The sequence below is a fragment of the Pseudomonas sp. GW821-FHT12A04 genome (assembly GCF_058807755.1).
This window is the reverse complement of sequence record NZ_JBXAQZ010000004.1, coordinates 108,218-122,751: the sequence shown is the minus strand read 5'-3', so window position 1 is coordinate 122,751 and position 14,534 is coordinate 108,218. Positions and strand designations below refer to the sequence as shown.

14 protein-coding genes are annotated in these 14,534 nt (G+C 60.9%); 10 read left to right on the top strand and 4 right to left on the bottom strand.

Features of this window, described 5'->3' with window-relative positions; all coding sequences use genetic code 11:
- The first annotated feature begins 41 nt into the window (after positions 1-41).
- The 10 genes from AC1RS8_RS08180 (at position 42) to AC1RS8_RS08135 (ending at position 9,363) form a co-directional block, all read left to right on the top strand.
- Positions 42-1,142: an MFS transporter gene (locus AC1RS8_RS08180; RefSeq protein WP_090453168.1), complete on the top strand. Its 1,101-nt coding sequence runs from the start codon at positions 42-44 to the stop codon at positions 1,140-1,142.
- Between the two features lie 42 nt (positions 1,143-1,184).
- Entirely contained in the window at positions 1,185-2,465 is a 1,281-nt protein-coding gene (locus tag AC1RS8_RS08175) for an ATP-grasp domain-containing protein (protein WP_489339766.1), read from the top strand.
- 48 nt (positions 2,466-2,513) lie between these two features.
- Positions 2,514-3,008, top strand: coding sequence for a RidA family protein (locus AC1RS8_RS08170; protein WP_489339767.1), 495 nt, complete (start codon positions 2,514-2,516; stop codon positions 3,006-3,008).
- Positions 3,009-3,091: 83 nt separating this feature from the next.
- Positions 3,092-3,577, top strand: a complete 486-nt coding sequence (locus AC1RS8_RS08165) for a cupin domain-containing protein (RefSeq protein WP_489339768.1) — start codon at positions 3,092-3,094, stop codon at positions 3,575-3,577.
- Between the two features lie 243 nt (positions 3,578-3,820).
- Positions 3,821-4,465, top strand: coding sequence for a glutathione transferase (yfcF, locus tag AC1RS8_RS08160; RefSeq protein WP_489339769.1), 645 nt, complete (start codon positions 3,821-3,823; stop codon positions 4,463-4,465).
- A 32-nt stretch (positions 4,466-4,497) separates the two neighbouring features.
- Positions 4,498-5,838, top strand: coding sequence for a KamA family radical SAM protein (locus AC1RS8_RS08155; RefSeq protein WP_489339770.1), 1,341 nt, complete (start codon positions 4,498-4,500; stop codon positions 5,836-5,838).
- Between the two features lie 31 nt (positions 5,839-5,869).
- Positions 5,870-6,745, top strand: coding sequence for a branched-chain amino acid aminotransferase (locus tag AC1RS8_RS08150; RefSeq protein ID WP_349733644.1), 876 nt, complete (start codon positions 5,870-5,872; stop codon positions 6,743-6,745).
- Between the two features lie 18 nt (positions 6,746-6,763).
- On the top strand, positions 6,764-7,522 hold the full coding sequence (locus AC1RS8_RS08145) for a TauD/TfdA family dioxygenase (protein ID WP_090453177.1): 759 nt from the start codon (positions 6,764-6,766) through the stop codon (positions 7,520-7,522).
- Between the two features lie 66 nt (positions 7,523-7,588).
- Positions 7,589-8,548, top strand: a complete 960-nt coding sequence (locus tag AC1RS8_RS08140) for a diiron oxygenase (protein ID WP_493162496.1) — start codon at positions 7,589-7,591, stop codon at positions 8,546-8,548.
- A 14-nt stretch (positions 8,549-8,562) separates the two neighbouring features.
- Positions 8,563-9,363, top strand: a complete 801-nt coding sequence (locus tag AC1RS8_RS08135; protein ID WP_057716346.1) for an N-acyl homoserine lactonase family protein — start codon at positions 8,563-8,565, stop codon at positions 9,361-9,363.
- Positions 9,364-9,477: 114 nt separating this feature from the next.
- Here the strand turns inward: AC1RS8_RS08135 and AC1RS8_RS08130 are convergent, their stop codons facing one another.
- From AC1RS8_RS08130 to AC1RS8_RS08115, 4 genes are all read right to left on the bottom strand, one after another.
- Positions 9,478-10,908 carry an aminotransferase-like domain-containing protein gene (locus tag AC1RS8_RS08130; RefSeq protein WP_489339771.1) on the bottom strand — a complete coding sequence of 477 codons (1,431 nt, stop codon included), beginning with the start codon at positions 10,906-10,908 and terminating at the stop codon, positions 9,478-9,480.
- A 234-nt stretch (positions 10,909-11,142) separates the two neighbouring features.
- Positions 11,143-11,847 (bottom strand): hypothetical protein, encoded by a 705-nt coding sequence (locus AC1RS8_RS08125; RefSeq protein ID WP_489339772.1) that lies wholly within the window; start codon positions 11,845-11,847, stop codon positions 11,143-11,145.
- Between the two features lie 323 nt (positions 11,848-12,170).
- Positions 12,171-13,691 (bottom strand): sensor histidine kinase, encoded by a 1,521-nt coding sequence (locus AC1RS8_RS08120; protein ID WP_489339773.1) that lies wholly within the window; start codon positions 13,689-13,691, stop codon positions 12,171-12,173.
- Complete coding sequence (locus AC1RS8_RS08115) at positions 13,688-14,407, bottom strand: response regulator transcription factor (protein ID WP_090453186.1); 720 nt, start codon at positions 14,405-14,407, stop codon at positions 13,688-13,690. The genes AC1RS8_RS08120 and AC1RS8_RS08115 overlap by 4 nt, the downstream gene beginning before the upstream one ends.
- Between the last annotated feature and the right edge of the window lie 127 nt (positions 14,408-14,534).

The following is a 14,534-nucleotide window of genomic DNA, read 5'->3' as shown; positions in this document are numbered from 1 at the left end:
GCCTTTGTCGGCGGGCGTTCACCCGGTTCCTGAGGTGCTGCATGAGTGTCGAAACAACGGTCGCGGTGGCTAAACCGGTCATTAACCTGCGGTTATTCACGATCCGGATCATCACCGCCGTCTCGCTGTTCGCGGTACTGGGCAAGGCCAACGTCTGGCTCGACACGGCCACCAACAGCATCCTGGCCCTTGGATATCGCGCCTTGTTGCTGCTGTTGCCCCTGACTTTACTGGTACTTGGCCGTCGTTCCCTGAGCGTCACGCTGCTGTGTGCCGGCCTTGGCCTGGTACTGCTGGCGTTGACCAGCAATCAAGGCATGGTGATGTTTGCTGCCGCGTTGTTTGCCTACGGCATTGCCATTGCCGGTTACCTGATCAAGAGCGAAGCGGCCCAGACCAAGGAAGGCGCGGCCTACAACCGCGTCGCCATGAACTTGGGCAGCCTGGTGGCCGGTTTGATCCTGCTGTCGCCGCTTCTCACGCCGACGATGTTTTTCCTCGGCGCGGCGGCCTTCGTGTTGCTGTGCCTGCCGATCGCCCTCGGCGCGACATTCACCACCGAGCCGGTGGTAGCCCGCCCGGCCACTCAGGTCGGCAGCAACTGGGGCAACAAACTGCCCTGGGTGATCGCCGGGATCATCATGGGCATCAAGCTGTTCGGGGTGTTCTCGATCCTGCCACAGGCAATCCTGCTCAAGACCGGCGAGTTGCCGGCCTGGTACGGCTTGATGCTGATCCTCAACAGCGCCGTGGTGGTCTTCGCCCAAGTGCCGGTGATGAAGCTGATCGAGCGCACCGGGCGCTACAAGGTCGTGGCGGTGATCGGGATCATCGTCGGCGGTTTTGCGGTGCTGTCTTCGCCTGCCGCGTTCCACGTCGAAACCCTCGCCGGGGCGCTGGTCTGGGTGGCACTGCTGTCCATTGCCGAATGCGCCTTCAGCTACCTCGATTACTTCTCCGTCAAACAGAACAACATGTTCGTCAAGGAAGTGTCCCTGGGCGTCGGGGCCGGGCTGACCGTGTTGATCATGCGGGTGGTGCCGGCGCCGTACAACGCGCTGGTACTGGCCGCCATCGGTGCCGCAGGGATCCTGGCCTGGTACTGGCTCAACCGTAAATCCAATGCGTCGTTGCATGACTGAGTCATTGCCGTTGCGGTTTTCACTTTGCAGGTCAGGGGCATTATGAATACGACTTCATGTGTAGTAGTGGTCGGTTACAACGGCAATCGGGTGCACGACATCCAGAAACTGCGCGAGCTGTGCAAGTCGCTCTACAACGCCAGGCTCATCCTGCTGGTCGAGAAAATCCAGCCCCATGACGACCAGGTGGCCGATCACGTCTGCAGCACTTCGCTGGCGGAAGAAGATGTGGCGGCGTCCCTTGAACTGGTGGTGGGGTGCCTGAATGCCGACAGCTGGAAGCTGATCGGCATACTGCCGTTCTCCGATCGCGGCGTGTTGCTCGGTGCAGCGCTGGCCACTCACTTCGGCCTGCCGGGCATTACCCCGGAAGAAGCGCGGGCGGGCCTGGACAAGCAGATCTTCCGTCGGCTCGAAGCGGCGGCCAGCACCTCCCCCGGAGATTACCGGCCGGTGTTTTCCGCGCGGGTCGAAAACCTGTCGGAACTGCGCCAGCGCGTCGTCGAACTGGGCGGCAAGGCCTTCATCAAACCGGCCTGCGAAGGTGCGAGCCGGGGCTGTCGCGTCATCCATCATCCGTCGGAATGCGATGACGCCTGGCTGGCCCTGAAGCCTTACCGCGACGGCGGCATCGTCCTTGAAGCGCTGGTGCAGAACGCCCGTGAATACAGCTGGGACTGTGTTGCCGGCAGCACCTGGGTGACGGAAAAAACCACCACCGAAGGCGCCTACCGCGCCGAGATCCAGCAAGTGGTGCCTGCGCCGTTGTCGGTGGACGTGCAGGCGCGGCTGATGGCGGCTGGCCGGCACATGTCGGCGCTGGTCTCCCAGGACAACGGTGCCTGGCACAACGAAGTGTTCCTGCGCAGCGACAACCTGACCTCGGCCGTGGAAACCAACATGCGCCCCGGCGGCATGCACATCTGGGACCTGGCCAAACGCGCCTTCGTCAATTTCGATCCGTGGGAACGCTGGGTGCGCTGGGCGGTGGAAGGCAAGACCGAACAGCATGAGCCAGTGGCCCGCGGCTACTGCGGCATTCGCCTGCTCAGGGCGCCGGCCGGCGGCATCCTGCGGGCGACGCCCGACATCGCCACCGTGGCCCGTTCGCTGCGCATTGAACTGCTGGAAGGCCAGTACGCCAAGCGCATCGGTGACTCGGTCAGCGCGCAGGTCAAGGACAACTTCTCATTCATCGGCCACATCGTGTTGTTCAACGAACACTACGGGCAACTGAGCAACGACCTGTTGCGTCTGGCCGAGGTGATTGAGTCACGCATCGAGGTGACTTGCCTGGCACCGGTCACTCGCGCCGTGTGTTGAGCCAGCAAGCACCCGTTTTTTGCATTACTGATCAAGAGGGTTCGATCAATGATCCAGCACATGACCTGCGATGAACGCTTCATCGCCCTGGCCAAAGAGTTTGGTTATGACATTTACGGCGAAAACACCGCAGGCGGGCATTACGCGCCGCTGATCCGTCATCACGATGAGCTGTACATCAGCGGCCTGGTGCCGCGCATGAACGGCAAGATCCATTACCCCGGCCGCGTCGGGCTGGACCTCAGCATGGTCGATGCGCAAGCCGCCGCCAGCATCAGTGCGATGCGGGGGTTGGCGTTGATCGTCGATGCCATTGGTTCCCTGGACAAGATCAAGTCACTGATCCGGGTAACGGTCTATGTGAGGTCCACGGCGGACTTTGTCGATTTGAGCGAAGTGGCCAACGGCGCCTCGGATGTGTTCAGCCATGTGCTGGGCGATGCCGGTAAACATACCCGCACCACGGTGGGTGTTTATCAGTTACCCAAGAATGCCGCGATAGAAGTGGACATGATTGCTGCCTTGCGCCCATCGGTTTTGTAAGTTGTTTTCCGACTTTACAGCGCTGAATCCTTAACTTAAGGTTTGGCGCTGAAGTATGGGAAATAATAAGAAAGGATGTGCGAATGGATAACTTTCAAGGTGCATTTTTTTCATATAAGGATTTTCGTCAAAGCCTGCACCATCGAGCGCCAAGTCCCAAGGTATGGAAAGGCGCCGAACTAGCGAGTATGCGTGAGGCCCTTGAAGCCAGCGACGTTGATATTGTCGCGTTGGCTCATGAAAAGAGCATTGAAGGCTGTGAAGTGACGCCTGGCATGGCGATCGCCATGCAATGGCTCAACCCCGGTGTGACGCTCAACGGTCATGCCCATTCCTGGTGGCATCTGTTTGTCATCCAGTGCGGCAGCGGCGTGTTGACCCTAGGCGATGCCGACGGGGTCAACGTCAGCAACGGCGATGTGCTACTGGTACCGGCGTGGACCAGACACGGCTTCGTCAACACCAGTAAACACGAGCCTTTGGCGATGCTGAACATGAGCAATATGCCGCAAATGGCACTGCTTTCGAACTTTGCCGACAGCCATGGCCTGATCACCACCCAGCCGTAATTTCCCAGCGCATCAGCCAAGGGAGCCAACCATCGTTGGCTCCCTTTTTTGTTTTTCAGACCTGCCACCGGTATCGCCTTTTGCAGCGCTATTGCCGGGATTTTCGCTGCGTATCTGTCGGTGAAAAACAACTTTCTGTATCGATTGAAACAGGCAAATTCTGTATCTATCCAGCCTTCATCCAACTAACTACGATCACTTCCAATGCACGTTAATCCCTGCAGTCAGTGAATGGAGTGTTCTATGGATAACAGGAAGCTAAAACTGTATGTCGGCGCCGATCATGTCAGCGCTTTTGCGATGTCGGCTTTTGTGGCGCTCAAGGAAAAGCAACTTTCATTTGAACTTGTTACTGTCAATTTAAAAGCACGCGAAAACTATCTGGCGACTTATCGCAATCTTTCGCTGACCTGCAAGATTCCAACGCTGGTTCACGTCGATTTTGCCTTGTCGGAATCATCGGCGATTGCCGAATACCTTGATGAACTCTCCCCGGGGCATAAAAAACTCTATCCGCAGGACATTCGCCAGCGCGCCCGTGCCCGTCAATTGCAGGCCTGGTTGCGCAGTGACTTGTTGGTGGTGCGCAAGGAGCGCCCGTTTGACCTGGTGTACTTCGGCAAGAAAAACACCGTGCTGTCCGACGAGGCCCAAGCCGCCGTCGAGCGCTTGTTCTTTGTCGCCGGGCATTTGTTGGAAGAGGGCGCCGAGCATCTGTTCGGTGACTGGAGCATTGCCGACACCGACCTGGCAATCATGCTCAACCGACTGGTTGCCAACGGCGATCCGGTGCCGGCACGGCTCGAAGCGTATGTGCGTCGCCAGTGGGATCGCGACAGCGTTCGGGCGTGGATGGACATAGAGCGCAAAGCGCCGGCCATCGCGTAACAACACTCAGGGCAATCACCAGGAGCGCGGCCATGCAAGGACTGTCGGAGCACGAACGCTACAAACCCTATAACTCACGCACCATCCGCGACACACCGTACTGGCACAAGCTGACGCCGGCGTTGCAGGAGGCCATGACCGTGGTGGCCAGGGTCATGCCGTTTCGCACCAACGAATACGTGCTGGGCACGCTGATCGACTGGAGCAACATCCCCGACGATCCGGTTTTCCGCATGACTTTTCCCCACAAGGACATGTTGCTGGCGGAGGAGTATGCCTCGCTCAAACAACTGATCGAGCAGGATGACAGCGCGGCGATCAAGCGTCGGATCGAGGCGATCTGGCGGCGCATGAACCCGCATCCGGCCGGGCAGTTGACCCACAACGGAGTCACCCTCAACGGCAAGGTCCTGCCGGGCATCCAGCACAAGTACCGCGAGACCGTGCTGTTTTTCCCCGGTGCCGGTCAGACCTGTCACGCGTACTGCACCTTCTGTTTCCGCTGGGCGCAGTTCATCGGCGAGGAAGAACTCAAGTTCAACGCCCGTGAGTCCCAGGAGCTGGTCAGTTACCTGAGGGTGCACACCGAAGTGACCGACGTGCTGATTACCGGCGGCGACCCGATGATCATGAACACCCGCTCCCTGGCCGGTTACATCGAGCCGCTGCTGGATTTGCCACACCTGAAGAACATCCGCATCGGCACCAAGTCCGTGGCGTACTGGCCGCAGCGTTTTGTCAGCGACAAGGATGCACCTGAGCTGCTGGAGCTGTTCCAGCGCATCGTCGCGGCGGGGAAAAACCTGTCGATCATGGGCCACTACAACCACCCGGTGGAGATCCGCCAGGTCATCGCCCGCCAGGCCATCGAGCGTATTCGCTCGACGGGCGCGACGGTGCGCATGCAGGCGCCGGTGATCCGCCACGTCAATGAAAATCCCGCTGACTGGGCAGCGCTGTGGACCGAAGGGGTGCGGCTCGGGGCGGTGCCTTATTACATGTTCGTCGAGCGTGACACCGGGCCCAGCCACTACTTCGCGATGCCGCTGGCCCGGGCTTTCGAGATCTTCCAGGCGGCGTACCGCACGGTATCGGGGCTGGCGCGAACGGTGCGCGGGCCGTCCATGAGCACCTTCTACGGCAAGGTGTTGATCAACGGCATCGAGACCGTCGCCGGGGAAAAGGTCTTCGTCTTGCAGTTCCTCCAGGCACGCAATCCGCAATGGGTGTTGCGCACGTTCTACGCGCGCTTCGATCCGCAAGTGACCTGGTTCGACGACTTGCAACCGGCCTTCGGTGAGCGTGCGTTCTTCTTTCAGACCGAGCTCACCGCCGTGCCGGAATTGATACCCGTGTTGCTGGAAACGGCGTAGGAAAATTCATGAACAATGGGGAGATATGGATATGAGCAGTATCCCGTTTGATCAGCGCGAGGGCGTTATCTGGCTCGACGGCGAGTTCGTCGAGTGGTCCCGGGCGCAGTTGCATGTGCTGACCCATGGCCTGCATTACGCGAGCACCGTGTATGAAGGCGAGCGGGTCTACAACGGCAGGATTTTCAAGCTGCGCGAACACAGCGAACGCTTGTATCGCTCGGCGCAATGGATGGATTTTGCCATCCCCTATGAGATGGCTGAACTGGAAGCGGCGAGCCATGAACTGCTGCAGCGCAACAAGGTTGTCGACGGCTACCTGCGCCCGGTGGCCTGGCGTGGCAGCGAGATGATTTCCACCTCGGCGCGTTTCAACCGTGTGCATGTGGCCATCGCGTGCTGGCAGTGGCCGAGTTATTTCGACCCGGCGGCGCGCATGGCCGGTATCCGCTTGAAAACCGCGAGCTGGCGCCGCCCGCCGCCGAGCAGCAGCCCGTTCGAGGCCAAGGCCTCCGGGCATTACCAGATCGCCACGCTGAGCAAGCACGACGCCGAGAACACGGGGTACCACGATGCGCTGATGCTCGACTGGCGCGGCCACGTTGCCGAGGCCACCAGCGCCAATGTGTTCTTCGTCAAAGGCCGGACGCTGCATACGCCGCTACCGGATTGCTTCCTCAACGGCATCACCCGGCAGACCGTGATCGAACTGGCCAAAGCGCTGGACTACCAGGTGGTGGAACGCACGATTTTGCCTACAGAGCTTGGCGACTTCGATGAGTGTTTTCTCACCGGCACCGCCGCCGAAATCACCCCGGTGCAGAGCATCGATGAGCAGCACTATCGACCGGGTGACGCCTGCCGCGACTTCATCGCCGCTTACACCTCAACCGTCAACGCCGGATAACCCGCCAGGAATCTCACCATGTCAGACCAAGGGATTGTTGCGTCTCAACCTTGCATTTCGCTCGGCCATCGTCACGAAGAACTGTCGACGTTGGGCTGGACGGTGCTGATCCCGGACGAATTTGCCGATGATGTCGTAGGCACCTTGTGCGAGTTCGGTCGGATCATTCCGCAGTTCAACGGCCAGACGGCCTTTGCCATTACCCGCAAGCCGGGTTACGAAGACTTGCCGTATTCCCAGAGCATGAACGGCATCGGCCCGCACACTGAAGCGCCGGTGTACGGGCCGCCTCCACGCTATCTGGCGTTGCATTGCCATAAACAGGCCAGGTGCGGTGGCGGGCACACCGGGTTGGTGGACGGCTACGAATTTCTCAAGTCCCTGGAGCGCAGTGAACCGGAACTGCGTGAGTGGCTGGATGACACACCGGTAGAATTTGTCGCCACCGCCAAACCGGGTGAACCGGGACAACGGCGGGTCAAGGAGTACATCCTCACGCCTACGGAAGACGGGGATATTTTCCGCTTCAGCTACAACCAGTTTCACTACGGCGACGTGAACCCGTCCAAGGAAGCGTTGCAGCAATCACTGGTGACCAACAACACCTCGCCGCTGGCCAGGTTTGCCGTGCTCGGCGAAGCGTATTTCGTCGAGCACAACGTTCCGGTGCTGATTCCCGACGGATGCCTGCTGATTTGGGATAACTGGCGGATGATTCACGCCCGCAGTCGTTACACTGACCCGGCGCGCAACCTGACCCGCTATTGGCTGGCCTGATTTTTCCGTCGCCCTACATTCTTTTGGCGTACCCCTGGCGGGTACGCGCCTTACAGGTATCGCGTCATGCAAACAGCAATCGAGATCGCCCAGGTCGATCATCAACTGATCGTGCGGCTCAGCCAGGCCTGGACCAAGCGCGCCACGGTGTGTTCGCCGGACAGGGGCCAGGTGGAGGAAGTGTTCGACCCCGCGCGGCCGGACTACCCGGAGTGTATGGTGCCGTTCTTCCATCATCCGAAATTCCAGGCCTTGAGCGACGAGCTCAAAAGCAGCGTGGTGACCTGGGGCTGGATCGGCTACAACCTGCGCACCGTCACCGCCGAAGAACACGTGGTCAACCCGGCACTCAGTGTCATCGCCAATCAGTACCTGGGCAAGGATGACTGGCATTTTCGCGAGGCCATGCAACAGACCCTGATCGACGAGCACTACCACACGCTGATGCACCTGCGCGCCATCGAACGGACCAAACTCGATCGGGCGCTGGACCAGGATCTGGACTTGCCACCCTCCGTCACTTACCTGCGCCTGAAAGCCCAGCGTGAAGCACTGCCCGAGCAATGGCAGCGGGATCTGGCGGCGATCACGTTTGCGGTGGTAGCCGAGATCAGCGTCAACGCCTATCTGGACTTGCTGGCGGACGACCAGACAATCCAGCCGCAGAACCGCCGGGTGGCCGAACTGCACAACCGCGACGAGTACGCCCACAGCAAGGTGCTGGCCGAAGTGGCGAAAGTCATGTACGCCAACATGCAGCCCACGCAACGGGAATTTTTCGCACGCAACCTGTCAGTGGCGCTGAGTGCTTTTATCGCTCAGGACTACTCCATGTGGGAGGCGATTCTGACGCAGCTCGGGGTCGAGGAGGCGGCGCTGATCATTGCCGACACCCGCGAGAGCAACAGGAACGCGACCATCATGCGCGACTACAGTGGCCTGCATAAATTGGCCCATGACCTGGGTATCAGCGACCAGATCGATTTCGACTTTCGTCCGACCCTCAAAACCACGGCGGTCGCCTGAACCCGGAGGTGCTTATGTCCACGCCTGTGTACGAAGTGTTCGCCATCCGTGTCGGTGCCAATGCCCAGCGCACCGCCAGGGAGAATTTTCTCTACGACGCCTGCTGTGGTGATCCGAATGCGCCGATGCCGCTGGACTACTACTTCTGGGTCATCCGCAACGAGCAACAGGTGATCGTGGTCGACACCTGTTTTCAGCCGGCCACGGCGCACCGGCGCAATCGCCAGATGTATCGCCTGCCGGAAGAATCCCTGCGGCAACTGGACATCGATCCGGCCCGGGTCGAGCACCTGATCCTTACCCATTTGCATTGGGATCATGCCGGCAACCTCGGGTTGTTCCCCAAGGCGACCGTGCATTTGCAGGACGCGGAGTTGCGTTTCTGCACCGGGCCGAAAATGGTCCATCGCACGGTGAACAAAACCTACGAAGTCGAGGACGTGATGTCGGCGTTGCCGCCGCTGTTCGAAGGGCGGATGCGTTTGCACGACGGAGTTGTCGAGGTCGTTCCGGGCGTGACCCTGCATCCGGTAGGCGGACATACACCGGGCAGTCAGGTGGTGCGGGTAGCGACCGAGCGCGGCTGGATTGTGCTGGCCTCGGATGCGGCGCATTTGTGGGCCAACATTCGCGGGCGAAGTCCGTTTCCGATTCTCGATGACCTGGCGCAAACCCTTGAAGCCTTCACCGAGATCGACCGTCTGGCCGACAGCGAAGACCATGTCATCCCCGGCCACGACCCGCTGATCGCCGAGCGTTTTCCGCACTGGAATGATGACCCGCATATCATTTGCCTGCATCAGAATCCGCTCTGAAGATCACCTACAACCCTGTGGGAGCGAGCTTGCTCGCGAAGGCGTCAGTACATTCAAAATTGATGTGTCTGAGACACCGCCATCGCGAGCAAGCTCGCTCCCACAGGTCCGCGGTCAACCCTGATTTTTCAGGATACGTCCCAACGTCTGCAGTGCCTCATCAACCCGCGGCGAATACGGCGCGCCACAGCCAATGCGCACAAAGTGATCGAAACGCCGGGCATTGGAAAAGATATCCCCAGGTGAAATCTGGATGCCGGCCTTCAACGCGTCGTGAAAAAACGTCATCGATGAATGCCGGCGAGGCAGTTCCACCCATAACAGCGTGCCGCCTTGCGGGTGGGTCACGCTGGTGCCGATGGGAAAATAGCGGGTGATCGCTGCGCTCATCTGCTCGCGTTGTACGGTCAGGGTTTTCCTCAACCGCCGCAGGTAACGTTCGTAGGACGGTGTCTTCATGAACGCACTGGCCGCCAGTTGCGATAACGCCTCGCACCCGCGCGACTGCGTATGCTTGAGCATCTCCACGCGGTCGTGCCATTTGCCGGCGCTGATCCAGCCAAGGCGCATGCCCGGTGCCAGGGTTTTGTTCAGCGAGGCGCAATAGATCACGTTGTCGGTGCTATCCCAATGTTTGAGCGTGGACAGCGGCTGCTCGGTGTCCACCAGGTCGCCGTAGGTGTCGTCCTCGATCAGCACGGTGTCGTGCTCGGCGCACAGCTTCACCAGCCGTGCCTTGTTGGCGTCGGGCATGATGCTGCCCAACGGGTTTTGCAGGTTGGGGATGACGATCAGCGCCTTGACCCGTTCGGGGCCTTGCAGCAGCCGTTGCAGGGCCTGCAGATTCAGCCCGGTATGGGCCGAGGCCGGGACTTCCAGCACGCGCAGGTTCAGGCTTTCGAGAATTTGCAGCAGACCGTAGAAGGTCGGCGACTCCACGGCCACGGTGTCGCCGGGGCGGGTGACCGCACGCAAGGCCAGATTGATCGCCTCGGTGGCGCCGTTGGTGATCACGATCCGCTCGGAGGCCAGGTGGGTCTTGCTGGCCAGTGCCCGCCGGGTCAGGATGTTGCGCAATGCGCTGTTGCCGCAGGCGCCGCCCGCGGTGCCGAGCAGGCAGGCGTCGTAGCGCAGCGCCTTGATCATGTTGTCTTGCAAGGTCTTCAGTGGGTAAAGCTGCGGCGCGCAGTAGGCGCTGGCGAAATTGACCTTGATCGTCGCGCGCTGACTGGCCTTGAGCACCGCACAGACCTGTTCATGAATGCCGACATACGCGCGGGTATCCAGCGCTGGCGCCGAGGTCGTCGGGGCGGGCCTGGGCAGGGTGTCGGGCTGGCGAATGTAGTTGCCGGAGCGTGGCCGGGCTTCCAGCACGCCATAGTCCTCCAGCTCCCGGCACACCTGCACGGCGGTCGACAGGCTGACGGCGTGTTTTTCCATCATCAACCGAATCGAGGGCAGGCGTTCACCGGTTTTCAGGGTGCCGCTGCGGATAGCGTCCAGGTAGTGGTTGGCCAGCTGGCGATACAAGGGGGGCGTGTTCATGATGACCTCGGCAGTTGCACCACTGAGGTCTGGGCTGGAAAGTGAGTTGACGCTCCCCGCAGGCGGACCCGTGGTGCTCATGGGTGAAGGGAAGTGGTGTTCTGCGTCGATACTGGAAGAGTAATCGCGGTTTTGCCCGAATCACGGGCAATAAAAAGCCCCGCACTGATGGCGGGGCTCTTGAGTCGGTCGCTCAGGACCTTGTGGCGAGGGGGCTTGCCACAACAACAGGTATTACTGAGCGGCGATGCTGTACCCGTCGAACGCGGTCTGCTGCTGCAGGGCGGTGATGATGTTCTTGCGGTTGACCGCTTGCTCGGCGCCGCTGTTGTCCAGGAACGTCTCGCTTTCCAGTTCCGCCTCTTCGCCTTCGCCAACGAAGGTGAGGCCGAGGAATTCCAGGGCTTCACGGTCGACGCTCAGGCGCGAGCGCGGGGTGCGCAGCGGCAGGGTGACGCTGATGCCGTCCTTGCTGATGGTGAACACTTCGACTTCTTTCTTCGCCTTGGCGGCTTTGCTCTTGCCGCCGCTCGGGTTGCTGATGGCCTGGTGGGTCTGGTTCAGCACCTTCAGGGCCAGGCCGTAGACGATTTCCTGGAACGCCGGATCGTCCTTGAAGCTGGACAGGATGCGGCTGATCGGGAATTTGCTGCTCAGGTCTTCGAGGGCGGCGATATCGGCGGCCTCGGCGTCCTTGAGCTGCTTGAGCTGGCCCATCAGTTCGTAGGCTTTATCGTCATCGAAGCTGTCGTGGGCCTGGCGGATCGCGGCGCGCAGTTCGCGGATCTGGTCGCTTTCGCGGGTGGACTGGAACGCGTCCAGCACCATCTCGCTGATGGTCTTGGCCTGAGGCACGTGTTGTGAAAGATTGATGGAGTTTTCGTATTCCGCTTTGGACGACAAGGTGACTACGGTTTCAGCGGTATTGGAATCGGACATTGAAATTTCACTACTTCTATAACTTGAATTGGGGCGAGAAAGCCTGGGGGCTTTTTCAGGCCGACTAATCTATTGGACCGGGGCGGCGTTGTCACGGATCAACAGGCGGCCGGTCATGTTTTTGCTCCCCTGTAGGAGCGAGCCTGCTCGCGATGGACGTTAACGATAACGCGTTCATTCTGGATGAACGCGGTGCCCTTGAGACCATCGCGAGCAAGCTCGCTCCCACAGTGGTTTGGGTTGTTCGCAGATCTTGCGTACACCCACTCACCCTGTGGGAGCGGGCTTGCCCGCGATGGGGCCCTGTCAGGCACCACAACTTTTCAGGCCTGCCGCGGGGTATTCAGGTTCATCGACCGCACCGCCAACGCAGTCGCTGTTTCTTCATCGATCGGCAGCGAAAACCGGAACGTCGCACCCCGCCCCGGCACATCGATCAACTGAATCTCGCGCCCGTGCAATTGCAGGATGCGATGCACGATCCGCAACCCCAACCCGCCATCACGGCGTGCGCCGCCGATATTGAACGGACGCAGGAACAACCCTTCGCGCAGTTCCGGGGCGATGCCGGGGCCGGTATCGCTGACCGTGACTTCGATGAATGAGCCTTGCGGGCGCAGGCCCAGTTCGACCTCGCCACCGGCCGGGGTATGGCGCAGGGCGTTGTCGAACAGGTTGGTCAGCACCCGCTCGATTAGCCCAAGGTCGGCGCAGGCCGCCGAGACGTTGGCGGCAAAAGTGGCCTTCAATTCGACTTGACGCGCTTCGGCGGTGAGTTCGAATTTCTGGAAGATGTCCTGGGCCAGGTCAGTCAGGGAAAAGCGTTCCAGCACCGGCTGTACGAAGCCATGTTCCAGCCGCACCAGTTCCAGCAGCGACTGCGCCAGACCACCCACCTTGCGGCTCTGGTCCAGGGCGATGCCGAGATAGCGGCGGCGGTCGGCAGGGGACAGCGTGGCGTCCTTGAGCGACAGGGTTTCCAGATAACCGTGCAACGAGGCCAGCGGCGTGCGCAAGTCGTGGGAGATGTTCGCCACCAGTTCGCGGCGCTCCTGATCCTGGCGGGTCAACGAGCGCCATTGCTCGCCCAGGCGTGTCTGCATCTGTCGGAACGCCGCATCGAGTACGGCGATTTCATCGTGGCTCGCGGCTTTTTCCACCACGACGGGCAGGGCCGGTGTGACCGGCACCCCATCGATGTCGAACTGGCTGACGGTTTCGGTCAAGCGGCGTAACGGCCGGGTGATCAGGGCAAATGCGGTGAGACCGGCAATCAGGCACAGCAACGCCACCAGCCCGATGGACAACAGCGCGGTGTTGAGCGCTGCACTGGTCGCACCGCGTTCGGCCAGGCGGTCGTGGTCTTCACCGAGCAACACCACGTAGAGATAACCGGCCGGCTTGCCGTCGACCTTCAGCGGCGCAGCACTGAACACCTTGCGCGCATCGACGCTGCGCGGGTCGTCGCCGAGAATCGGCAGGGCATCGCCCCGCAACAGGCGCTGGATCGGCGCCAGGTCGACCCGCTCACGACGGATCCGGCCTTCGGGCGCGGCGCTGCCGACAATCTTGCCCTCGGTGTCCAGCAGGTACACCTCGACGCTCGGGTTGACCTGCATCAGCTTGCTGAACAGGTCACGCACGGCATTGGGCATCAAGCCCTGTGTGTCCATCAGCACCGTGTCGCGGGCGATGTGCTGCGCCAGGTCCCGGGACAAGCCTTGCACCACTTCCTGCTCATGCATCTGGTTGGAGCGCACCTGCATCCACGCCGACGTGCCGCAGCACACCAGCAGCAGCACGGCGAACACCAGGGACAGGCGTTGCGTCAGGGTCAGCCTCATGGCCGTGGTTCCTCCCCGGTGGCGAATTTGTAGCCGCGCCCCCAGACCGTGAGGATGCGCACCGGTTGCGCCGGGTCGGCCTCGATCTTGGCGCGCAGGCGGTTGATGTGGGTGTTGACCGTGTGCTCGTAGCCTTCGTGGCTGTAGCCCCACACGGCATTGAGCAGGTCCATGCGCGAAAACACCTTGCCGGGCTGGCGGGCGAAGAAATACAGCAAGTCGAACTCCCGGGGCGTGAGGTCCAGGCGTCGTCCATCGAGGGACACTTCGCGGGTGATCGGGTCGATGGCCAGGCCGTCGGTGAGCAGGCTGCCGGCGTCCATCTTCAGGTTGCGCGCCATGGCATCGACCCGGCGCAGCAGCGCCTTGACCCGGGCCACCAGTTCAAGCATGGAAAAGGGCTTGGCCAGGTAGTCGTCGGCACCCAGTTCGAGGCCGAGAATCCGGTGCACTTCGCTGGAGCGCGCGCTGGTGATGATGATCGGCGTATAGCGGGCCATGGCGCGGGCGCGGCGGCAGATTTCCAGGCCGTCGACACCGGGCAGCATCAGGTCGAGGACCAGTGCGTCCCAGTTGCCTTGCTGCAGCAGGCGCATGCCTTCATTGCCATCGGCGCTGTGCACCACCTCGAACTGCTCGTCGCGAAGATGCAGGCAGATCAGGTCGGCGATATGCATATCGTCCTCGACCACCAGGACGCGTTTGGTCTGTTCCATACAGCTCAATCCTTCGGCGCAATGGACGCATTGCCGCTCGGTAAAGGCGCAAAAACTGTGGGAGCGAGCTTGCTCGCGATGGCGCAATGTCAGTCAACGACGATGCTGACTGTGCAATCGTCATCGC